The sequence below is a fragment of the Methylobacterium brachiatum genome, from assembly GCF_020523825.1.
In the GTDB taxonomy this organism is placed as follows: Bacteria; Pseudomonadota; Alphaproteobacteria; order Rhizobiales; family Beijerinckiaceae; genus Methylobacterium; species Methylobacterium brachiatum.
In genome coordinates, this window is sequence record NZ_JAJALK010000005.1 from 142604 (window position 1) to 162987 (window position 20384).

23 protein-coding genes and 1 pseudogene are annotated in these 20384 nt (G+C 70.3%); 15 read left to right on the top strand and 9 right to left on the bottom strand.

Annotated features, from left to right (window positions below; translation table 11 throughout):
* Window positions 1-60 precede the first annotated feature (60 nt).
* Entirely contained in the window at window positions 61-801 is a 741-nt protein-coding gene (locus LGR69_RS13450) for a DUF4336 domain-containing protein (RefSeq protein ID WP_230366319.1), read from the top strand.
* On the opposite strand, the gene LGR69_RS13455 is transcribed toward LGR69_RS13450, so the two are convergent.
* Both LGR69_RS13455 and LGR69_RS13460 read right to left on the bottom strand, forming a co-directional pair.
* Window positions 802-1068: a hypothetical protein gene (locus LGR69_RS13455; protein ID WP_091860678.1), complete on the bottom strand. Its 267-nt coding sequence runs from the start codon at window positions 1066-1068 to the stop codon at window positions 802-804. It lies immediately after the preceding gene.
* Window positions 1069-1155: 87 nt separating this feature from the next.
* The gene (locus LGR69_RS13460) at window positions 1156-1512 is read right to left on the bottom strand and encodes a hypothetical protein (protein WP_230366320.1); all 357 of its coding nucleotides are present in this window, start codon (window positions 1510-1512) and stop codon (window positions 1156-1158) included.
* Window positions 1513-1731: 219 nt separating this feature from the next.
* Between LGR69_RS13460 and LGR69_RS13465 the strand changes: the two genes are divergently transcribed.
* Window positions 1732-1998, top strand: coding sequence for a hypothetical protein (locus tag LGR69_RS13465; RefSeq protein WP_007564605.1), 267 nt, complete (start codon window positions 1732-1734; stop codon window positions 1996-1998).
* Window positions 1999-2022: 24 nt separating this feature from the next.
* On the opposite strand, the gene LGR69_RS13470 is transcribed toward LGR69_RS13465, so the two are convergent.
* A complete protein-coding gene (locus LGR69_RS13470) occupies window positions 2023-2265 on the bottom strand; it encodes a hypothetical protein (protein WP_230366321.1) in 243 nt (80 codons plus the stop codon).
* A gap of 150 nt (window positions 2266-2415) precedes the next feature.
* Here LGR69_RS13470 and LGR69_RS13475 point away from each other — a divergent pair, with 150 nt between their 5' ends.
* Entirely contained in the window at window positions 2416-2649 is a 234-nt protein-coding gene (locus LGR69_RS13475; RefSeq protein ID WP_050733686.1) for a DUF2171 domain-containing protein, read from the top strand.
* Between the two features lie 9 nt (window positions 2650-2658).
* Here LGR69_RS13475 and LGR69_RS13480 read toward each other — a convergent pair whose 3' ends face one another.
* On the bottom strand, window positions 2659-2991 hold the full coding sequence (locus tag LGR69_RS13480) for a hypothetical protein (protein ID WP_230366322.1): 333 nt from the start codon (window positions 2989-2991) through the stop codon (window positions 2659-2661).
* A 230-nt stretch (window positions 2992-3221) separates the two neighbouring features.
* Here LGR69_RS13480 and LGR69_RS13485 point away from each other — a divergent pair, with 230 nt between their 5' ends.
* The 4 genes from LGR69_RS13485 (at window position 3222) to LGR69_RS13500 (ending at window position 6571) form a co-directional block, all read left to right on the top strand.
* Complete coding sequence (locus LGR69_RS13485) at window positions 3222-3593, top strand: VanZ family protein (RefSeq protein WP_208601023.1); 372 nt, start codon at window positions 3222-3224, stop codon at window positions 3591-3593.
* Window positions 3594-3653: 60 nt separating this feature from the next.
* Window positions 3654-3953, top strand: a complete 300-nt coding sequence (locus tag LGR69_RS13490; protein WP_091860690.1) for a hypothetical protein — start codon at window positions 3654-3656, stop codon at window positions 3951-3953.
* Window positions 3954-4282: 329 nt separating this feature from the next.
* Window positions 4283-4780 carry a Ros/MucR family transcriptional regulator gene (locus tag LGR69_RS13495; RefSeq protein ID WP_007564595.1) on the top strand — a complete coding sequence of 166 codons (498 nt, stop codon included), beginning with the start codon at window positions 4283-4285 and terminating at the stop codon, window positions 4778-4780.
* A gap of 477 nt (window positions 4781-5257) precedes the next feature.
* Window positions 5258-6571 carry an MFS transporter gene (locus tag LGR69_RS13500; RefSeq protein WP_230366323.1) on the top strand — a complete coding sequence of 438 codons (1314 nt, stop codon included), beginning with the start codon at window positions 5258-5260 and terminating at the stop codon, window positions 6569-6571.
* 177 nt (window positions 6572-6748) lie between these two features.
* Here LGR69_RS13500 and LGR69_RS13505 read toward each other — a convergent pair whose 3' ends face one another.
* Window positions 6749-8422, bottom strand: coding sequence for a methyl-accepting chemotaxis protein (locus tag LGR69_RS13505; protein ID WP_230366324.1), 1674 nt, complete (start codon window positions 8420-8422; stop codon window positions 6749-6751).
* A 492-nt stretch (window positions 8423-8914) separates the two neighbouring features.
* Here LGR69_RS13505 and LGR69_RS13510 point away from each other — a divergent pair, with 492 nt between their 5' ends.
* Window positions 8915-9970 carry a zinc ribbon domain-containing protein gene (locus LGR69_RS13510; RefSeq protein ID WP_230366325.1) on the top strand — a complete coding sequence of 352 codons (1056 nt, stop codon included), beginning with the start codon at window positions 8915-8917 and terminating at the stop codon, window positions 9968-9970.
* Window positions 9971-9980: 10 nt separating this feature from the next.
* On the opposite strand, the gene LGR69_RS13515 is transcribed toward LGR69_RS13510, so the two are convergent.
* Both LGR69_RS13515 and LGR69_RS32195 read right to left on the bottom strand, forming a co-directional pair.
* Complete coding sequence (locus LGR69_RS13515) at window positions 9981-11678, bottom strand: PAS domain-containing hybrid sensor histidine kinase/response regulator (protein ID WP_370881366.1); 1698 nt, start codon at window positions 11676-11678, stop codon at window positions 9981-9983.
* Window positions 11667-12122, bottom strand: a pseudogene (locus tag LGR69_RS32195) (PAS domain-containing protein); the annotation flags it as partial. The pseudogene LGR69_RS32195 and the gene LGR69_RS13515, both read right to left, overlap by 12 nt.
* Before the next feature lie 414 nt (window positions 12123-12536).
* Between LGR69_RS32195 and LGR69_RS13520 the strand changes: the two are divergent.
* Window positions 12537-14012, top strand: a complete 1476-nt coding sequence (locus LGR69_RS13520) for a protein adenylyltransferase SelO (protein WP_230366327.1) — start codon at window positions 12537-12539, stop codon at window positions 14010-14012.
* Window positions 14013-14176: 164 nt separating this feature from the next.
* Here the strand turns inward: LGR69_RS13520 and LGR69_RS13525 are convergent, their stop codons facing one another.
* Window positions 14177-14401 carry a hypothetical protein gene (locus LGR69_RS13525; RefSeq protein WP_230366328.1) on the bottom strand — a complete coding sequence of 75 codons (225 nt, stop codon included), beginning with the start codon at window positions 14399-14401 and terminating at the stop codon, window positions 14177-14179.
* A gap of 457 nt (window positions 14402-14858) precedes the next feature.
* Between LGR69_RS13525 and LGR69_RS13530 the strand changes: the two genes are divergently transcribed.
* Genes LGR69_RS13530 through LGR69_RS13540 form a run of 3 tightly spaced genes read left to right on the top strand, consistent with a single transcriptional unit; the run spans window position 14859 to window position 16591 of the window.
* A complete protein-coding gene (locus tag LGR69_RS13530; protein WP_007564576.1) occupies window positions 14859-15044 on the top strand; it encodes a hypothetical protein in 186 nt (61 codons plus the stop codon).
* Between the two features lie 57 nt (window positions 15045-15101).
* The gene (locus tag LGR69_RS13535; protein ID WP_230366329.1) at window positions 15102-16184 is read left to right on the top strand and encodes a hypothetical protein; all 1083 of its coding nucleotides are present in this window, start codon (window positions 15102-15104) and stop codon (window positions 16182-16184) included.
* An 8-nt stretch (window positions 16185-16192) separates the two neighbouring features.
* A complete protein-coding gene (locus LGR69_RS13540; protein ID WP_007564572.1) occupies window positions 16193-16591 on the top strand; it encodes a lysozyme inhibitor LprI family protein in 399 nt (132 codons plus the stop codon).
* A 10-nt stretch (window positions 16592-16601) separates the two neighbouring features.
* Here the strand turns inward: LGR69_RS13540 and LGR69_RS13545 are convergent, their stop codons facing one another.
* Window positions 16602-16934 (bottom strand): hypothetical protein, encoded by a 333-nt coding sequence (locus LGR69_RS13545; RefSeq protein ID WP_007564570.1) that lies wholly within the window; start codon window positions 16932-16934, stop codon window positions 16602-16604.
* A 173-nt stretch (window positions 16935-17107) separates the two neighbouring features.
* Between LGR69_RS13545 and LGR69_RS13550 the strand changes: the two genes are divergently transcribed.
* From LGR69_RS13550 to LGR69_RS13560, 3 genes are all read left to right on the top strand, one after another.
* The gene (locus LGR69_RS13550) at window positions 17108-17482 is read left to right on the top strand and encodes an MliC family protein (protein WP_230366330.1); all 375 of its coding nucleotides are present in this window, start codon (window positions 17108-17110) and stop codon (window positions 17480-17482) included.
* Window positions 17483-17732: 250 nt separating this feature from the next.
* Entirely contained in the window at window positions 17733-18755 is a 1023-nt protein-coding gene (locus LGR69_RS13555) for a glycosyltransferase family 2 protein (RefSeq protein ID WP_230366331.1), read from the top strand.
* Between the two features lie 371 nt (window positions 18756-19126).
* Complete coding sequence (locus LGR69_RS13560; RefSeq protein WP_230366332.1) at window positions 19127-20383, top strand: NAD(P)/FAD-dependent oxidoreductase; 1257 nt, start codon at window positions 19127-19129, stop codon at window positions 20381-20383.
* Window position 20384: the final 1 nt, after the last annotated feature.

Here is a 20384-nt window from a genome sequence, read left to right on the forward strand (position 1 = left end):
ACCTCCGGCGGTTGCCTGACTTTCCGGCCGTGACGCCGGGGCGACCGGGAGGATCGGATCTTGGCAGAGGCGACCTATCCGCCGCTCGACGTGCTGAAGCCGGTCGCCGAGGGCGTCTGGATCGTCGATAGCGGCCCCCTGCAGATCCTCGGCATGCCGCTCCCGGTGCGGATGACCGTGATCCGGCTCGGCGACGGCAGCCTGTGGCTGCACTCGCCGACGCGCTACGACGCGGATCTGCACCGCGCGATCGCGGCGCTGGGGCCGATCCGCCACCTCGTCGCGCCCAACATCGCGCATTGGACCTTCTTGAAGGATTGGCAGACGCATTGCCCGGAGGCCCTGACCTGGGCGGCGCCGAACCTGCGCCAGCGCGGCCAGGTGCGCCGCTCCGGCCTGAAGATCGACCGCGAGCTTGCCGATGCGTCGCCGCCCGAATGGGACGCGGATCTACGCCAGATCGTGGTTCCGGGCGGGCTCGGCTTCCGGGAGGTCGCGTTCTTCCACGGGCGCAGCCGGACCCTGGTGCTGACCGACCTGGTGCTCAACCTGGAAGCGGCGAAGATGCCGGCGCTCCTGCGCCCCGTGTTGCACATGGCCGGCATGACCGCGCCGGACGGGAAGCCGCCGCCCTATCTGCGCCTCGTGATCAAGCTGCGCCGGGCCGCGGCGGCACGGGCCGCGGCGGATCTTGTCGCGCTCAATCCCGCCGTCGTCATCTTCGCCCACGGGCTGTGGTTCGCCCAGGGCGGCACCGAGCGTCTGCGGCGCTCGTTGCGCTGGCTCGGCGATTTCAGCTGATCAGGCCCCCTCCCCGGCCGGATCCGGCGCCTCGGAGCCGTCCAGGGACTTGGCCAACTCCATCAGCACCTCCTCGACCATGGGCGGCCACGGCACCTTCTCCTCGTCGAGGAGACGCGCCGCCCCGACCAGGGCGTTGATCTGCTCCTCGTAGACCGGCCGCTGGACCAGCTGCGCGTACCGCACCCGAGCGGCCAGGGCGGTCGCGAGGCGCTGGACCTCGGCGATCCGTGCGTTCGACGCGCCGGCGCCATCCCGGTTGCCCATCCCTCACCCCTCTCGGATCCGCGCAGGGCCTAGATAGGCCCCAGGAACGGGGCGCGGGGCAATCCCGGTTCCGCTCGCCCAGTCCGCTCAGCCCGACCGGCGCACCGCATCGACCCGCCCGGACGCGGCGTCGGCGAGGAGCTTGCGCTTGCCGGACCTGTGGCGGACGAAATCGTCGAGCGGCTTGCAGGCCGGCAGAGCGGGCGGGCCCTTCTGCGCGGGCAGGGTCGGCGCGTCCGGCGGGGGCGCGTCCTCGGGCAGCTCGACCCGCTGGCTCACCAGGAACGCGTCCAGATCGATGAGACGGTGGCGCAACCGGCGGATGTCGTTCTCGACGCCGTTCAATTGGACCAGCAGGTCGGAGACGGTTCCCTCGCGGGCCGCGATGGCGGACTGGATCCCGGCGCGCTCGTTCAGCAGCACGGCCTTGACGGTCGGATTCATGAGGCGTCCCCGGAGCATGACGCCACCAGGGACACGCCGTCCCGCGTCAACGCCAAGCCTCAATTGGGAGGAGGCGCTACGCCGGATGGCGAGGCCGTGCGGGCCCGCACCGGCCTGCCGCGCAACCCGTATCCTGGCCGGGATGCCCGACCCCGACGCGGAACTTTCGGTCCGTATCTGCGTCAGTTCTACGCAGACAAAAAGCGCCGGGAGGTTATCATGCGCGCGCCCTTGAAGATCGCCACGCTCGTCGTTCTGGCCTTGGGAACGCAGCCGGGCTGGGCCCAATCCGTCAGCCAGACGGGCACCGGCGGCGGCCCGACCACAGCCGCGAAGGCACCGCACACCGCCGCAACCGGGCAGACGGTGCCCAACCCGAGCGCGCTCGGCCCCAACGAGACCGGCAGCATCGAGCGGCGCAACCCGGCCGAGCAGCGCAACGACGCGATCACCCGCGGAATCTGCATCGGCTGCACGAACCGGTAGCCCGCCGGATCGTGGCGCGGGCCGTCAGCTCTCGGCCTGCAGGCTCTTGATGATGCGGCCGGCGATCTTGCGCACGGCCTCGTCGTCCCGGCCCTCGCCCTCGGCCCGATCCCACAGGTGGTCGAGGCTGCGGTCGAGCTCGTCCAGAAGCTCCGGATGGCGCTGGGCCAGGAAGCGGATCGTCCCGAACAGCAGGTGTTCGGTCGCCATCTCGTGACGCCTTGCGTCGGCAACCTGATCCATGGGGTTCGCGCTCGTATCGGTCATGGCACGCAAACGATCCGCACGGAGCGCGGTTCAGCGGCGCCCGCGCGGTGCGACGCCGCGGCCCGCCCGGGATCGCTCTGGGTCCGGATGGCGCAGCCCGGAACCGCGCCCCGCGGGGCGCGGTTTGACCGCCTTACAGGGAGGATACTGATGGTCGACGCTGCGCAGATTCAGGAACATGCCGAGGTTCTCGGCTCGGACGGCACCCATGTCGGCACGGTCGATCACATCGATAAAGGCGAGATCAAGCTGACCAAGACCGACGCGGCGGCGGGCGGCCTGCACCATTACATCCCGCTCGACTTCGTGCGGGCGGTCGAGGGCGGCAAGGTCCATCTCGACCGGCCGGCCGAGGAGGTGAAGCGGGAGTGGTCGACCTCCTGACCCGCCCCGTCAGCGCCGCAGGCCGCCGATCCAGGCGGTGAGCGGCTCGACGAACGCCGCCCAGGTCCGGGCCCAGACGGTTCCGGACCGGCCCCCGTCCGGGGGCCCGGCGGCCATCAGCGATGCCACGAAGGCGTCTTCCTGCGCCTTGCATTCGTCGAGGGCGTTGCGTTCGTCCCCGGCCCGGCTCTGGCCGGGCGGCTGGTGCGCGTAGGCCTCGCGCAGGCAGCGGTGCCAGGCCAGTTCGAGCGCCCGCGGCTCGGTCGGCGCAGCCGCCATCGCGGCCGACCCGACGTCGACCAGGACGAACATCGCGAGGAGGCTGAGCACGGGCATGCGCATGCCGCCTCTATGCCTGATTCGGCCGCCTCCTGCCTAGAACGAACGAGCAACAGGTCCGGTGCCGAACGCCGCTTTGATCGAGCCCGGCACCGAGTGGTTGATGTCGCGCCCAATCGTTCAACCGAGGGGCGCGGGGACGGCTTTCCCGGTCCTGGCCGCGGAACTGCAACAGCCTCCCGGCCCCGTCCCCTGTATGCGGAAGCGGCCGGGGCGGTGGTGCGGGGCGCGGGATGGACAAGCGGGTGCTGACCCTGGTGCGGATCGTGGCCTGGATCCTGGTGGCGGCAATCGTCGCCATCACGCTGGTGCCGATCGGATTGCGCCCGGTGGTGACGGCGGATCCCGGCATCGAGCGGGCAGCCGCCTACGCGCTCACCTTCCTGCTCCTGACCTTCGGCTACCCGCGCCGCTGGCCCTGGATCCTGCTCGCGGCCGTGCTCCTGGCCGGCGGTCTGGAAGCCGGACAGACCTTGACCGGCACGCGTCACGGCCGCGTCGACGACTTCCTGGTGAAGGCGGCTTCCGCCGTCGCGGGCGGCCTCGTCGGGCTCGTCCTGGCGGCCTGGACGGCCCGGCGCCTGCCGGCGCGCGCCGGTGGCTGAGCCGGAAACCGCCGAGCTTCCGGCGCGTTATCGTTCCGGACTCTCATGCGAGGTGCTGCCATGTTCGGCGCGGGCAAGCTCACGGGGCGGTTCTGGTTTCGGAGAACGTGGACGGGCAAGCTGGTCCTGCTCGTCGAGGAAGAGAAGCCGCGGTGGTTCAGCCGCAAACATCTGACCAAGCTGCGATGGCGCGATGCCCGGCTCCTCGATCTGGCCGAGGCGCCGATGCGCACGCTGATGACCCTGGAACGCACCTATCGGGCGGAATACGGGTCCGGCGGCTCGGCGCTGCAGGCGGCCGTGCCGTCCCTCGGGCGCGGGGCGATCGCGACGCCGATCGGGCGGCCGGCCAGCGCCTGAGCGGCGCCGACAAAAAAGGGCGCGGGCCGAGCGTGAAGGGCAGACTCGGCCCGCCTGCCGTTCGGCTTCGTACCCCTCGAAGCCGCAGCGACGCCTTCAGAGACCACGCCAGCGTTAAGACTTCCTGAACGAAGCCGCCCCGCTGCGGGCCGGCGTCCGCACCCTGCGCCGCCCCCCGATCTGCCGCGCCGGCGTCACCAATTTATGTTGGTATTCAACAGATATATCGGTCGATAACAGAGGCGATCACTTGTTTTTGCCCAGGCAGGTGCTTGACTGGCGGCAGACAGAGCGGTGTTCATCGCGCAGTCCCCCATCGAGAGCCGCCCATGGAAGACGAAGCCGGGTTTCCGCAAGACGATCACGCCGACGTCATCGCGCTGACCGCCGACATCGTGTCGGCTTACGTGTCCAACAACTCCGTCCCGATGCTCGAACTGCCGACCCTGCTGTCGCGTGTTCACGAGGCCCTGGCCGCGCTGGGCCAGACGGGCGCTCCGGCCGAGCCGGAAGCCAAGAAGCTCACCCCCGGCCAGGTCCGGAAGTCGATCACGCCCGACGCGCTGATCAGCTTCATCGACGGCAAGCCGTACAAGACCTTGAAGCGGCACCTCACGGGACACGGCCTGACCATCGAGGCGTACCGGGAGCGCTTCGGCCTGCCGCACGATTATCCGACCACGGCGGCCAATTACTCGGCCATGCGGGCGGAATTCGCCCGGACCGCCGGCCTCGGCCACAAGCGCCGGAAGCCAGCCCAGACAGCGGCGGCCGAGCCCGCGGATTCCGTCGAGGCGCCGGCCAGGCGCGCCCGGAAGCCCGCTTAGAGCCGCTCACAAAACTCCCGCCGCACCGTCGCGTGCGAAGGGAGGGCTCCCGGGAACCGGGAGCTTTGTGAGGTGCCCTCAGGCCCCAGCCCCGGGCGCGATCGATCGCGGCCTTCACGGCACGCGCGATCGCGCTCGAATTCCGAAACCAGCGACAAATCGGAAGTCTTCATTCCCCGGCGCCTTCCGATCATCGGGCTTTCGCGTTAGATCGGCTGGCCAAGATCGGCGTTCGAACCGACAGGCTGCGAGGAAACCCGAGATGATCCGCACGCGATGCGCCGCGGCGACGCTCTGATGCCGTCCCGGATCGATCCGGGCGCGTGCGACCGGGTCGCGCCGTCCGGCGAATGCTCCGCAGCAGCCTGCCCCTTCGACGTCGACATCCCCGTCGCCGGAGCGCCGAACCGGCGCTCCCGGAGCCCGCGCCTGCACCCGTGAGCGGCCCGGAGACGGCCGCCGCCGAGGAGGATCACCATGGCCGAGTCTGAGATCGAGCGGTCGGCAATGCGGCGCATCGGGTGGCGGCTCGTGCCGTTCCTGATCCTCGCCTATTTCGTGTCCTTCCTGGACCGGGTGAATGTCGGCTTCGCCGCCATCCAGATGAACCACGATGTCGGGCTGACCGCGACCGTGTTCGGCTGGGGCGCCGGGATCTTCTTCCTCGGCTATTTCCTGATGGAGGTGCCCAGCAACCTGATGCTGGAGCGCTTCGGGGCGCGGATCTGGATCGCCCGGATCATGGCGACCTGGGGCGTCATCTCCATGGCCATGGCGCTGGTGCAGGGGCCGTGGTCGTTCATCGGCCTGCGCTTCCTGCTCGGCGTCGCCGAGGCCGGGTTCTTCCCGGGCGTGATCCTGTACCTGACCTACTGGTTCCCCTCGGCCTACCGGGCGCGGATCGTCGGCATCTTCATGATCTCGATCCCGATCTCGTCATTCCTGGGCTCGCCGATCTCCGGGGCTCTGCTCGGCCTGAACGGCCTGGGGCTCGCGGGCTGGCAATGGCTGTTCATCCTGGAGGGCCTGCCCGCCGTCCTGATGGCCGGGGCCGTGCTGTGGTTCCTGCCCGACGGGCCGCGGCACGCGACGTGGCTGCCCCCGGCCGAGCGGGACTGGCTGGATGCGCGCCTGCGGGAGGAATCCGCCCGGAACGCCGCGCGCACCGGCGGGACGGGGTCCCCCTCGCTCGGGACGATGCTGCGCGACCGGCGCCTGATCCTGTTCGCGGCGATCTATTTCGGCTCGACCGCCAGCAGCTACGGCCTGACCTTCTGGACGCCGCAGATCGTCAAGAGCTACGGCCTGACCAATTTCGAGACTGGCCTCCTGAACAGCATCCCCTACGGCGTCGCCTCCGTGGCGATGATCCTGTGGGGCCGGCACAGCGACCAGGTCGGCGAGCGGCGCTGGCACCTGGCGATCCCGTTCCTGGTCCTGGCCGCCGGGCTCGCGGGCGGCACCATTCTGACCGGCATCCTGCCGCTGGTCGGCGCGCTGACCGTGGCGGCGGTGGGCGTCTACATGCTCAAGGGGCCGTTCTGGGCCCTGGCCACCGAGGAGCTTCCGCCGGCCGCGGCCGCCGCCAGCATCGCGGCGATCAACGCCGTGGGCAATCTCGGCGGCTTCCTCGGCCCCTACCTGATCGGCGCGATCAAGGACGGCACCGGCAGCTTCACCCTGGCCCTGACGCCGCTGATCCTGTTCGCCCTGATCTCGGCCGGGCTGTCGCTCGTGCCGGGCCGGGGGCGCACGGCAGCGCCCGCGCCGAGGGCCGCGCCGGCCCGCTGAGGCCCACCTGGTACCCGGCCTGGTTCCGCGGCGGCCGGCGCAAGGCGGGGTTCGCACCCGGTCCTGGCATCGGACGCCCCTTCCGCTGCCGAACGTGGGACGGCCAGATCTGCGCCGGTCCGCTTCCACGACCGTTCGGAAGGGAAGCGGACCTTGGGGCAGTGATCGGGCCGGTGTTCAGGCGGCGCGGACGCTTTCGAGGAAGCGGGCGACCTCGGTACCGAGATGCTCGGACTGGCGCGACATCTCGGAGGCCGCCGACAGGACCTGACCGGCCGCCGCCCCCGTCTCCTCCGACGCCTGTGCCACGCTGGCGATGTTGCCGGTCACCGCATTGGTGCCGGACGAGGCCTGCGCCACGTTGCGGACGATCTCCTGCGTCGCCGCGCCCTGCTGCTCCACCGCCGCGGCGATCGAGGTCGCCATGCTGTCGATCTCGCGGATCCGCCCGGTGATGCCGCCGATCGCCGTCACGGCCTGAGCGGTGACACCCTGCACCTCGCTGATCTGGCGGCCGATCTCATCGGTCGCCTTGGCGGTCTGCCCCGCGAGCGCCTTCACTTCGCTCGCCACCACCGCGAAGCCGCGGCCCGCTTCTCCGGCCCGGGCTGCCTCGATCGTGGCGTTGAGCGCCAGGAGGTTGGTCTGGCTGGCGATGGTGGAGATCATGCCCACCATGTCGCCGATGCGGGCCGAGGTGGCCTGTAGCGCCTGGACCAACTGCACCGTCTGGTCGGCCTCGCCCACCGCCGACTGGGCCATTCGAGCCGAGCCGGAGACCTGCCGGCTTATTTCCTGGACCGACGAGCCCAGCTCCTCGGCGGCCGCCGCCACGGTGTTGACGTTCGCGGCCGCCTCTTCCGCGGCTGCGGCCACGGTGGTGGATTGGGAAGCCGTCTCGGTTGCCGTGGCGGTCATCTGCTGGGCGGTGGCCTGGAGTTCGGTAGCGGAGGACGAGACCATCCCGACGATGCCGCCGACCGCGCGCTCGAAGCCATCGGCCAGCTCGACCATGGTGCGCTTGCGCTCGGCCGCCGCGGCCGCATCGGCGCGCCGCTTGACCTCGGCTTCCTCCAGGGCCTTGCGGGCGACCATGGCTTTGATGCCCTCGACCGCCTTGCCCACCGCGCCGATCTCGTCGCCGCGGGCCGCTTCCTTGATGTCCGCGTCGATCTCGCCGCGGGCCATGCGCTGGAGCACGCCGACGAGGCCGCCGAGCGGGCGGGCGACCTGCACGACGATCGTGTAGACGCCGTAGGCGATGCTGAGCGCCGCGAGACCGAGCGCGGTCAGCAAGGCCAGGCGCGACCAGCCCGCGGTGGTCTCGGAGCGCTGGAATTCCGCCTCCGCCTCACGGACCTGCAACGTGGTCAGCTTGCCGAGCGTCGCGGCGGCGGCCTGCATGCTCGTCAGCAGATCCGCATACGGGGTCTCGAAATCTGAAGCCCCGCCGGCGGCGAGACGCTTGAGGATTTCGGCCGCGATGATGCCGTTTCGGTCGATCCGCCCCTGCAGGTCCTTCGCGAGGGCCTCCTCTTCCGGGGTCAGGAAGGTCGCCAGATAGGCCGACCACTGTGTATGCAGGTTCGCGAGGTCCCGCTCGATCCGCTCCTTGGCCTGGGCCGGCTCGATCTGCTTGCTGCGCAGCCTGCGCGCGACGTCGACCATGTCGTCATAGGCATCGCGGATGATGCTGAATTGTCGAAGACAGACCACACGATCGTCGAACACGGTTTTGAGGCTTTGATGGCTCCAATGGAGCGCGAAATTGCCCAACCCCGCAGTCGCAAGCAGGAGCAGGCCGATGCCACCGAGCAAGGTCACGAGCCTAAATTTGATCGTCATCTTCATTCGGCCGTTCTTTCAGTTGCTGAGATCCGAATATGCTGAGATCCGAGCCCGGATAGCGCCCTCGATCAAAGTCGACCAAACTTTGTGCAAACCAATTAAAATTTAATCCGGAAAAACTGATATTTGTTGCGCTAAAAAGGTGGTCAAGCAATTGTGATTATCAGTACAGACGAAACGCCATGTCGTATGTCCCGGTCTTAAGCCGCGTTATTTCAACCAGAAGGCGATCCGGCCGGTGCGACGCCCGCGGATTGCCGGGGACCTGAAGATCCGACCACGCGTTCACGGGCCGAGACAGCGCCCCTGTTCGACGGTCTCGGGGCACAGGCGTCGCGCCCGCTTCGGCGCAAAGTGGCAATGGCTGGTTGCCACCCGCGCGGGGACCTGCATGGTCAAGGTGATCGGGTTGAGATGCCGGAGCTCGCGGGAGACCGGAGCCGGCCGAAGATCCGACGCGTGCCCGGCGGCGCGCGAAACCGTGGAGTGGCTGGCGTGCGTGCTGGGTCCCGATTGTCCGAGCGCTGGTTCAACCTGGCCCTCTGGCTCGTCGCGCTGCTGTTCGCGTGGTTCCTGATCGGGCTGGGCTCCCTGGTCGTCGGCGACCTGCCTCAGGTGGAGCAGCGCTACACGCTGGAGCAATTCCTCGAAACCGACCCGGCCCGGGCGTCGAGCGAGACGCTCAAGCAGGTCCGCCGGGAGATGGACGACACGCGGCGCCGGATCGAGCAGGATCAGCTCGCCCTCGAGGCGGCCCAGGGGGCGACCGAGGGCGCCCGCGAGACCTTCGCCAACTGGTTGAAGACCCGGGACGCGACCCAGCGGGTCGACCAGGATCCCGGCCTGATCGCGCGCACGCAGCGGCTCGACGCGCTCAAGGAGGCCGAGCGAGCGGTCGAGGACCGGCTGACCGCGCTGGCCCAGACGCAGGCCGACCTGTCCGAGCGGGAACGGGAGCAGGCCCGCGCGGAGAGCGCCCTGCGCGCCGCGGCCCAGGAGAAGCTCGACGCGGCCGAGCGCGGCCAGGAATTGCGGGTGTTCGGCTACCGGCTCGCCCTGACCCTGCCGCTGCTGGTGCTCGCCGGATCGCTGCTGCTCAAGCGGCGCACCACGCGCAACTGGCCGTTCGTCTGGGGCTTCGCCTTCGCGGCCGCCTTCGCGTTCTTCGTCGAGCTGGTCCCGTACATGCCGAGCTACGGCGGCTACGTGCAGTACGGCGTCGGCGTGGTCGTGACCCTGGTCGGCGGGCGGGCGGCGATCAACGCCCTGCACGCCTACAGGGAACGCCAGGCGCAGGTCGAGGCGCGGCCCAACGAGGAGCGCCGCACCGAGATCGCCACCGATCAGGCTCTCGCCCGGCTCGCCAAGAAGGTCTGCCCGGGCTGCGAGCGGCCGGTCGCTCTCGGCGATCCGAGCACGAATTTCTGCCCCCATTGCGGGCTCGGCCTGTTCGAGGATTGCCCGGCCTGCACGCAGCGCAAGAGCACCTTCGAGCGGTTCTGCCACGCCTGCGGCACCCCGGGCGCCGGCGCGGTGCTGCCGGCCGCGTAGCGCGAAGCCCTCACTCGACGGCGGCCGGGGTCGGCCGTCCGGCCACCCGGCTCAGCACGCGCCCGAGCTGCTCGGCGGAATAGGGCTTGTGCAGCAGCTCGAAGCCGTGGGTGCCCTCCTGGGCCAGGACGTGGCTGTAGCCGGAGGTCAGCAGCACCGGCAGGGCCGGGAAGCGGCGCGCGAGCTCCTGGGCGAGCGCCAGGCCGCCCATGCCGGGCATGACCACGTCCGAGAACACCACCTCGAACCCGCCGCCATCCTCGCCGAGCCGCTCGAGTGCCGCCTCGGCGTTGACCGCCCAGACGGTCTCGTAGCCGAGATCCTGCAGGATCTGGGTGGCGAACTGGCCGACCTCGACATTGTCCTCGACCACCAGCACCCGCTGCCCCGCGCCGAGCGGCGAGAGCGGCACCGCGGCGCCGTCGGTCGCGTCGGCCCCGCGATCGACCTCGACCTGCGGGAGATACAGGGTGAAGGTCGCCCCCTGCCCCGGGGCGCTGGTGACGTCGACGTTGCCGCCCGATTGCTTGGCGAAGCCGAACACCTGGCTGAGGCCGAGGCCGGTGCCCTTGCCGACCTCCTTGGTGGTGAAGAACGGCTCGAACAGGCGGCCGAGGTCGGCCTCGGCGATCCCCGCGCCGGTATCGGTCAGCGACACCGCCGCGAAGGCGCTGTCCGCCCCGGCATGGCCGCGGATCGCCGGCATGGTGCGCCCGCCAGCCAGCCGCAGGGTCAGCGTCCCCTCCCCGTCCATGGCGTCCCGGGCGTTGACCGCCATGTTCACCAGGGCGGTCTCGAACTGGCTGACATCGGCCCGGATGTAGCAGGGCTCGTCCGGCACCTCGGCGATGACCCGGATCCGGGCGCCGATCACCGTGTCGAGCATCTCGGCGATGCCGCGGACCTTCTGGCCGACATGGAACACCTCGGGCTTGAGCGCCTGCCGGCGCGCGAAGGCGAGGAGCTGGCCGGTGAGCTTGGCGGCGCGGTCGACCGTGTCGGAGACCGCATCGAGGTAGCGGGCCTTGCGCGCCTCCGGCAGGTCGGGCCGGCGCAGGAAGTCCACCGACGAGCGGATGATGGTCAGCAGGTTGTTGAAGTCGTGCGCGACGCCGCCGGTGAGCTGGCCGACCGCCTCCATCTTCTGCGACTGGCGCAGGGCGTCCTCGGCCCGCATCAGCTCGCTCGTCCGCTCGGCGACGCGCTGCTCCAGCGTGTCGGTCAGCGTGCGCAGCATCATGATGGCGCGGTCGCGCTCGGCCTCGACGGCCCGGCGGTCCTCGACGTTGATCAGCACGCCCGGGAAGCTCAGCGGCGTCCCGTCGGGCCCGAGATCGACCCGGCCATTGGCCTCGATCCAGTAGTATTTCCCGTCGGTGCGCCGCACCCGGTACTGGTGCGCGTAGGCGCCGCCGCGGCCGATCACCTCGTTGATCGCCGCGATCAGGCCCTGGCGGTCCTCCGGATGGACCGTGGCGATCACCTGCTCCAGGCTGAGCCCGACCCGCCCGAGGGCCGGATCCAGGCCGAAGCTGCGGGCGAAGGCCTCGTCCACGGTGAACGTGTCGGCCTGCAGATCCCAGACCCAGGTGCCGATGATCGCGCCGGCCGACAGGGCGAGCTGGATGCGGTCGGCATAGAGCTGGGCCAGCGCCTGACTCGCCTTCAGCTGCTGCTCGGCCAGCACGCGCTCGGTGGTCTCGACCACGACGGCGATGACTCCGGCCGGCTGCCCCGCCTCGTCGAGCACCGGCGAGTAGTCGAGGTTCATCCAGACCTGCTCGGGCCGGCCGTAGCGGTGCAGGGTGAGTTCCTGGTCCTTGTAGGACAGCGTGCCGCCGGCGAGCCCCACCCGCATGACGTGGTCGTTGAAGTCGGCCACCTCGGGCCAGCCCTCGCGGACCTTCGAGCCGAGCAGGTGCGGGTGCCGCCCGCCCGCGAAGGCCGAGTAGGCATCGTTGTAGATCATGATGCCGTCCGGCCCCCAGAGCAGCACGATCGGCACTGGCGACAGCAGCAGGGTGCTGACCGCGGAGCGCAGGCTCTGGGACCAGCCGGTGATCGGGCCGAGGGGCGTGGACGACCAATCGTAGCCCCGGACGATCGCGCCGAGCTCGCCGCCCCCGGGAAGGATTGCAGCCGGCATGCTCATCGCCTGCCCGGACCGCGCGGTCGCGCGGCGGCCACCTGCCCGGCCGGACGGGGCCCACGGGCCGTCGCCCGCGATGCGGGCTTCGGCAAGATCGATACGGGTCCGTGCATAGCCATGGCAGCGGCATCGCCCGTGAGGATAAGTGTTACAAGCATCCGGTCAGCCGTGCCCGCATGTTTTCGTCCAGAGAAGCCGGTCTGAGCCCTGCCTGCCACAGTGCCGATCGACGGCGCCGGACGGGACGGGGATCGACGGATGCCTGAGGCGAACGCGGATCCAGGCATTTCGGTCGCAAAACCGGCCGGATGTTCGGCACGAGGACTGCGCCCTTGGGGAACGACGCACGGCCTGAACCGTCTTCCCTCCACGGCGGCCGCGCTTGCTGGCCGCCGGGCGCGTTCATAGATGCCGGCGATGAGCCTGATCCCCTTCGATAACAGCTACGCCCGCCTGCCGGAGCGTTTCTACGCCCTGCGAGCGCCGACCCCGGTGGCGGCGCCGCGGCTGATCCGGCTCAACCGGGCGCTGGCCGAGGATCTCGGCCTCGACCCGGACTGGCTCGCCGGGCCCGAGGGGGTGGCGGCGCTCGCCGGCAACCGGATGCCGGAGGGGGCGACGCCGCTGGCGGCGGCCTATGCCGGGCACCAGTTCGGCCAGTTCGTGCCGCAGCTCGGGGACGGCCGGGCGATCCTGCTCGGCGAGGTGCTCGACCGGACGGGGCAGCGTCGCGACATCCAGCTGAAGGGCTCCGGCCCGACACCGTTCTCCCGGCGGGGCGACGGCCGCGCGGCGCTCGGGCCGGTGCTGCGCGAGTACCTCGTCAGCGAGGCGATGGCGGCGCTCGGCATCCCGACCACGCGCGCGCTCGCCGCCGTGGCGACCGGCGAGGCGGTGGCGCGCGAGACGCTACTGCCGGGGGCCGTGCTGACCCGCGTGGCGGCGAGCCACATCCGGGTCGGGACCTTCCAGTTCTTCTCGGCCCGGGGCGACGTCGAGGGCCTGCGGGCGCTCGCCGACCACGTGATCGCCCGGCACTATCCCGAGGCGGCCGGCGCCGAGAAGCCGTACCGGGCGCTGCTCGAGGGCGTCGTCGCCCGCCAGGCCGCGCTGGTGGCGCGCTGGCTGCTCGTCGGCTTCGTCCATGGGGTGATGAACACCGACAACATGTCGGTGGCCGGCGAGACGATCGATTACGGGCCCTGCGCCTTCCTGGATGTCTACGACCCCCGGACGGTGTTCAGCTCGATCGACCGGAACGGGCGCTACGCCTACGGCGAGCAACCGCGCATCGCCCTGTGGAACCTGACGCGCCTGGCCGAGACCCTGCTGCCGCTCCTGGCTGCGGACGAGACCGAGGCGGTCGCCGAGGCCGAGGCGGCGCTCACCGGCTACGCGCCGCGCTTCGAGGCCGCCTATCACGGCGGGCTCAATGCCAAGCTGGGGCTGACCGATATCCGGGACGGCGATCCGGCCCTGGCCGGCGACCTTCTCAAGCGGATGGCCGAGAACCAGGCGGACTTCACCCTGACCTTCCGGACCCTCTGCGCCGCCGCCGCGCAGCCGGAGGCCGACGCCGCCGTGCGCGACCTGTTCGTGGATCCGACCGCCTACGACGCCTGGGCCTCGGGCTGGCGCGAGCGGCTCGCCCGGGAGGCCCGCGACCCCGCCACGACCGCCGCGGCGATGCGCCGGGTCAACCCGGCCTTCATCCCGCGCAACCATCGCGTCGAGGCGATGATCGCCGCGGCGGTGGAGCACGACGATGTCGCGCCGTTCGAAGAGCTTCTGGCGGTGCTGTCCAAGCCCTACGACGACCAGCCCGCCATGGCGCGCTATTCTGAGCCGCCTGAGGGCGGCGGGGTCGGCTACCGGACGTTCTGCGGCACGTGACCGGCTCGCAAGCACGGCCCGAGCCTCACGGGGGTGTCTTTCGATCGATGGCCTTCGGTCTGCGATGAGTCGAGTGCCGGGCCGGTCGCGGACCGGCTCGCTGCCCAGGATGCGGCGCCGGGCTCCCCGCCCGTTCCCGTGGCCTTGCACCCGGGACCGAACCTCTAGCGTTGCGGCCAGGCATAGATCTCGTGCACGCTGTCCTTGTGCCGGAACCAGTGCACCCGCGTCGCGGGGTTGAAGCCGTGATCCTGATAGGAGGCGGCGATCACCGAGACGAGCGCCTGCGCCGCGCGCCGGTCCGGGATCTCGTAGGCGAGAAGACGCGGAGGATCCCCACCCGCCGGGGTCCGGTCGCGAAGAAAGATCGAGTAAGTCTTCATCCCCATCACACCTGGCTCGACATGATGCATGAGAGCAGATGTCGAACCTGACGCAATGGTTCATCGGCTGCGGCGATCAAGGTTAACGAATTTTAAGAGAAATTCTGATATTTTATTTACCTGGCTGCCGGTGTGGACCTCCCCGGATGCGCGACGGGCCGGAACGACTGGACGACGACGACGCTCTGGATTCCCTTCCTAGAATGGTCTACCTGCCGGCCCGGGGCGGTACGTGCCGTCCTGGGGCGTGGAAACCCCTTGTTTGACGGTTTGGTGCCGGCCGAGACGGCACCCGAATCCTTGACCGCGCGGTCGGGGAGCCTGCGACGCATGTCCAGGTGTTCCGGCGCTAAAGGTCGTAGGGACCGTTCAAACACGGTTTTCCAACTCCCCGACTATGGGTGGTTGAGGAGGCTTGTCCGCGGGGACGTACCGCAGACACCCGCCTGTCGGGAGGTAGCCCATGGGCTCCGACGATCCCGCGCTGCGCGCCCGCCAATTGGCCGCCTTGCGGGCGGCCTACGACGCCTGCGCGGGGCTGGCCGACGAACGCACCGGCCGCGGCGTCGCGCTCCACGCCCGGGCGCTGCTGGGCCGCATCCTGGTTCTGCTGGGGGAATTGAAGGAGAGCCCCGGGTCCCGGCGCTGAGGCTCGGCCCGAAGCCTGCGGGATGCTACGCTAGCGCGATCGCTCCCGGGTCCGACGATGCGCCACGCCATCCCGAAACAGGTTCGACCGCGCCTTCTCGCCCTGGCCGCGGTGCTCGACGCCTTGCTGTTCGGGCGGGCCGCGGAGTCGGCCGAGCGCCCGAGCTACGGACAGGACCGGCGCGGCCTCTTCCTGGCCTTCCTCAACGCGCCGCAACCCGGCGAGCCGATCGCCCATTCGCCGCGCCTCGGCCTGTCCTTCGGCGGCGAGCCCCGACCGGTGCTGGTCGATACCGGCTCCACCGGCATCGTCGTCTCGGCCGCCCGCATCCCGAATGTCGAGGCCCTGCCGGGCCGCCCCGGTCGCCTGACCTATTCGAGCTCCGGCCGGATCATGATCGGCCGCTGGGTGACCGTGCCGGTGACCCTGTGGGGCGGCGACGGCGCCAGCCTGCCGACGCGGCCGATCCCGGTGCTCGCGGTCGAGCGGATCGCCTGCACCGACAAGGCCCGCCACTGCACCGCCGAGGAGGCGCCGGACCACGTGGCCATGATGGGCATCGGCTTCGGGCGCGAGGAAGACAGCCAGGCCCAGAGCACGCCGGACACCAATCCGCTGCTCAATGCCGAGCCGCCGGGCCCCGGCGCGGTCCATCGCGGCTACGTGGTGACGCGGCGGGGCGTGCATATCGGGCTGACCCGCGCCAACACGCGGGGACGCTTCCGCTTCCTGAAGCTCGACCCGCATCCGCGCGTCGCCGGGGACTGGCTCGGCGTCCCGGTCTGCATCGCGGTGGACGACCGGGAGCCCGGCGCCTGCGGTCGCGCCCTCATCGATACCGGCGTGGCTGGCATGTTCCTGACGCTCCCGCCGGAGCAGGTGGCGGACAGCCTCGACGGGCCCGGCGCGCTCCGGCCCGGGACGCGCCTGCGCTTCCGCTTCGGCGATGCCGCCGGCTACACGATCGCCAGCGGCGACTCCGCCTCGCCGCTGGCGCCCGAGCGCATCGTCCTGAACACGACAAGGCCGCACCCCTTCGTCAACACCGGGCTGCGCCTGCTCAACGGCTTCGACGTCCTGTACGACGCCGATGGCGGATACTACGCCTTCCGCGGCCGTCCGACCGGCCGCGCGGATTAGGAGCCCCCATGCTGCGCAGCGCCCGCCTCGGCCTCCTGCTCCTCGTGCCGACCGCCGGCTTCGCGGCGGATTGCACGCAGGCGCCCAACCAGATGGAGGCCAATGCCTGCGCGGCCCAGAGCTTCGCTGAGGCCGATGCCGAGCTGAACCGGCGCTACGCGGCCTTGCGCGACAAGCTCGACGGCAACGGCCGGCACAATCTCGTCGCCGCCCAGCGGGCCTGGATCGCCTTCCGCGACCGCGAATGCGACCTGCGCACCGGCTACGACGCCACCGCGCCGGAGGCCAACGGGACGATCATGCCCCTGCTCCAGGCCGCCTGCCGGACGCAGCTGACCCGCCGGCGCAGCGACGACCTGGCCGCGCAGATCAAGTGCCCGGGCGGCGACCTCGCCTGCACGCCCTGAGCCCCCTGGCTCAGATCACCTCGTAGGCGAACAGGAACGCGACGCCGGTGATCCCCACCAGGCCGAGCAGGAAGAAATTGTCGGCCACCTGCTCGAGGAACCGGCTGAGGCGCGGCCGGGCCTCGAGCCGGGTCGACAGGTAGGACAGGATGGCGCTCAGCAGGAACAGCACGGCGACGATGCCGCTGAAGACGTCGACCTGGCTCGGGCCGGAATAGTGCTCCAGAAGCTTCACCAGGCCGATCAGCGTGGTGCTGATCCCGATCATCGTGCTCGCGGTCGGGAGGATGTGGCGGGCCTTCTCGGGCGCCTTCGCGCCGCCTTCCCCGGCAGGTTCGCTCACCGCTGGTTCCCCCACCCAAACGGCCCGGCGCGGGACGCAAAGCCGCGCGTCATCGACCGGACCCGGACCTCCGGTATGACCGGGACCGATTGATAACCGGTATGCGCATCTCGCTTCGTCCGCCGGATTTTGCCACGGTCCGGGGCGTTCCCCCGGCCGGAGATGCCCCGATCATGCGAAGGCTTGCCCCAGCCGTCTGCCTTCTCCTCGCCGGATCGGCCTGGATCGGCGCGCGTGCCGCCGAAGAGCCCGCGACGGGCGGCGCGGCCGACGCAGCCCGGTCCGCGCCGCACCGCGTCGTCTTCGCCTGCCCCGGCAATCAACGTCTGATTGCGACCTTCCGGACCGTATCCGCCCAGGCGCAAGCCGTGGTCGAGCCGCCGGCCGGCCCGAGCGTCACGCTGCCGATCCAGCTCAGCGGCTCGGGCTTCCGCTACGCCGACGCGACCCACGAATTGCGCGGCAAGGGCCAGACCGTGACCTGGACCGACGCGTCCCAGCCTCCGCTCGTGTGCACCGCGCCCCCGCTTGGCGCCGCACCGCGATAGCGGGCCGGCGGAAAGGCCTTGCGTATCAGCACTCAGCTTGCCGCGTGACTTGCGTCGAGGCTCACGGCGCGAACCAATCTGGTTCGGATGCACTATCTACAGGGCGTATGACTGAATTTGCGTTTAATCCCGATTTAATTTGAGCGGATCGGTATTTACCGGGCCTCACCAAATGTGGATAATAGAGATACCCAACATGGATCGCGCTTCAAAATAAATATACTGCACCATATTGATATAGGCAGACGCAATGGAATCCGAAGATGCGAAGCTTGCGATTATAATAAACTGCTACAATTATGAAGAATACGTCCGTCATTCGATCGCGAGCGTGCTGGCGCAAGATACGTCGCAGTGCGAGGTCCTCGTCATCGACGACGGATCGACGGATCGCTCCTGGGAGGCGATCCAGACATTCGGCGTCCGATCCTTCCGGAAGGAGAATGGCGGCCAGGTGAGCGCCTGCCGATACGGCGTCGCGAAGACGAAAGCGCCGTTCATCTTGTTTCTGGACGCGGATGACGAACTCGTACCGGGCGCGATACAGACGATCATCCGGCACCTCGACGCGAACGTCGCGAAGATTCAGTTTCCTCTTCTACGGATCGACGACGCCGGATCCGATCTGGGCTCGGCCTTCCCGAAGCTCGCGAATGCCCGCGATCGCGCCTCCTTCGTCGCATCCGTCGAGAAGGCCGGCACCTACATCTCGCCCCCGACTTCCGGCAACGTGTTCCGCAGGGACCTGTGCGCGCTTCTGGATGACGCGCATTACGATTCCGCGGTGGACGGCGTCATGCTGCTGGCCGCGCCGTTCTACGGCGACATCATCAGTCTCGCCGAGCCGCTCGGCCGCTATCGCCTGCACAGCAAGAACAAGTCCGGGACCAACCAGCTGCCGACGCCGCCGCTGCTGCGGCGACAGCAGAAACGGTTCGCCGACCGGGTTTCCCACCTCAAACAGGCGCTGAACAACCAGGGCGTTGCCCGCGATATCGGCAATCCGACCGATATGTACGTCTATCTCCGCTACGGCAATTATTGCGATATCTTGGATCACAAGCGCATCACCTGGACGACCTTCGTTCGCACCGTCACTGCCCTTCCGGCCTGGTATGGTCCGGCACGGCGCGTCTCGGTCGTCCTGTTTCTGCTGGCGAGCATCGTCCTGCCGGTCCACACGGTCCGATCGATCCTGGAGGCGCGCCTGACCCGGACCTGGAAACCGGTGGTGGCGCGCCTGCGCACGCTGGGCATGGCCCGGTCCGGCTGACGCCGCACCGCCCGGTCATCGGCGCCACCGATGGCGGCGGACAACGCGCCATGACCAGCATGGCTCGATTGAAAGCTGTATCCGAGCATCGGATACTCACGCTATAGTCGTTCTCAGCCTAGTTTTTCCGGTCAGGCCGAACCAGGCTTGGATATGCGGCTCGGCACCACGTCGCTTCGCGAGACCATTAAAGCTCAAAGTCTGGGCGCGGCCCGAACTATGCTTCCTGGCCGTCCGGGGGCATCATGATCTGCATGTGGGACGCGCGACGAATCTTCGATCGGGGGACCAGGCTCGGGATCGGCCCGGGGGCGGGCGGCGCGGCCCCCGACGATCCCGCGGCGCGTGCCGGCCTTCGGCGGCCCGTTAGGATGGGCGCGTCTCCTTCCCGGCCGCGCGACGTGGTCGTCATCGGTGCGGGCGTCATCGGCCTGTCCGCAGCGCTGGCCCTGCGCGCCCGGGGCCTGTCGGTCACGGTGCTCGACCGCGAGGGCCCGGCGGCCGGGGCGAGCGCCGGCAATGCCGGGGCCTTCGCGTTCTCCGACATCCTGCCGCTGGCCTCGCCGGGCATCCTCCGGAAGGCGCCGCGCTGGCTGCTCGACCCGCTCGGGCCGCTCTCGGTGCCGCCGGCCTACGCGCCCCGGATCCTGCCCTGGATGCTGCGCTTCTGGCGGGCCTGCGCGCCCGAGCGGGTCCGCCGGGCGACGGACGCCCAGACCGCGCTCATGGATGTTTCGCGGGCTGCGCTGGAACCGTTTCTCGACGCCACGGGCACCCGGGCGATGCTGCGCAAGGACGGCAACCTCCAGGTCTACGAGGGGCAGGCCGAATTCGAGGCCGCGCTGCCGGGCTGGCAGGTGCGGGCCGATCACGGCATCGCCTTCACGCATCTCGACGCCGCCGGCATGGCGGCGCTCCAGCCCGGCCTGTCGCCGCGCTTCACGCACGGGACGTTCACCCCCGGCTGGTTCTCGATCGCCGACCCGAAGGATTACGTGCTCGCCCTGGCCGAGCGCCTGCGCGCGGAGGGCGGCACGATCGAGCGCGCCGCCGTGACGGCGCTCCGGCCCGCGGAGGACGGGGTCACCCTCGTGACGGAGGCCGGGACCCGGCGGGCCGCGCAGGTCGTGGTCGCGGCGGGGGCGTTCTCGCACCGGATCGCCCGCAGCCTCGGCGAGCGGATCCCGCTGGAGACCGAGCGCGGCTACAACACGACCCTGCCCATGGGCGCCCTCGACCTGCGCACACAGGTGACCTTCGGCGGCCACGGCTTCGTGGTCACCCGCCTGTCCTCCGGCATCCGGGTCGGCGGCGCGGTGGAGCTCGGCGGTCTCGACCGGCCGCCGGATTTCCGGCGCTCGGCGGCGATGCTGCGCAAGGCGAAGGCCTTCCTGCCGGGCCTGGACACCGAGGGCGGCCGGCCCTGGATGGGCTTCCGGCCGTCCCTGCCCGATTCCCTGCCGGCGATCGGCCATGCCGCGGCGACCCGCCGGGTCGTCTACGCCTTCGGGCACGGCCATCTCGGGCTCACCCAGTCGGCCGGCACGGCCCGCCTCGTCGCCGACCTCGTCACCGGCGCGGCGCCGGCGATCGACCTCGCGCCGTTCTCGCCCCAGCGCTTCCGATAGG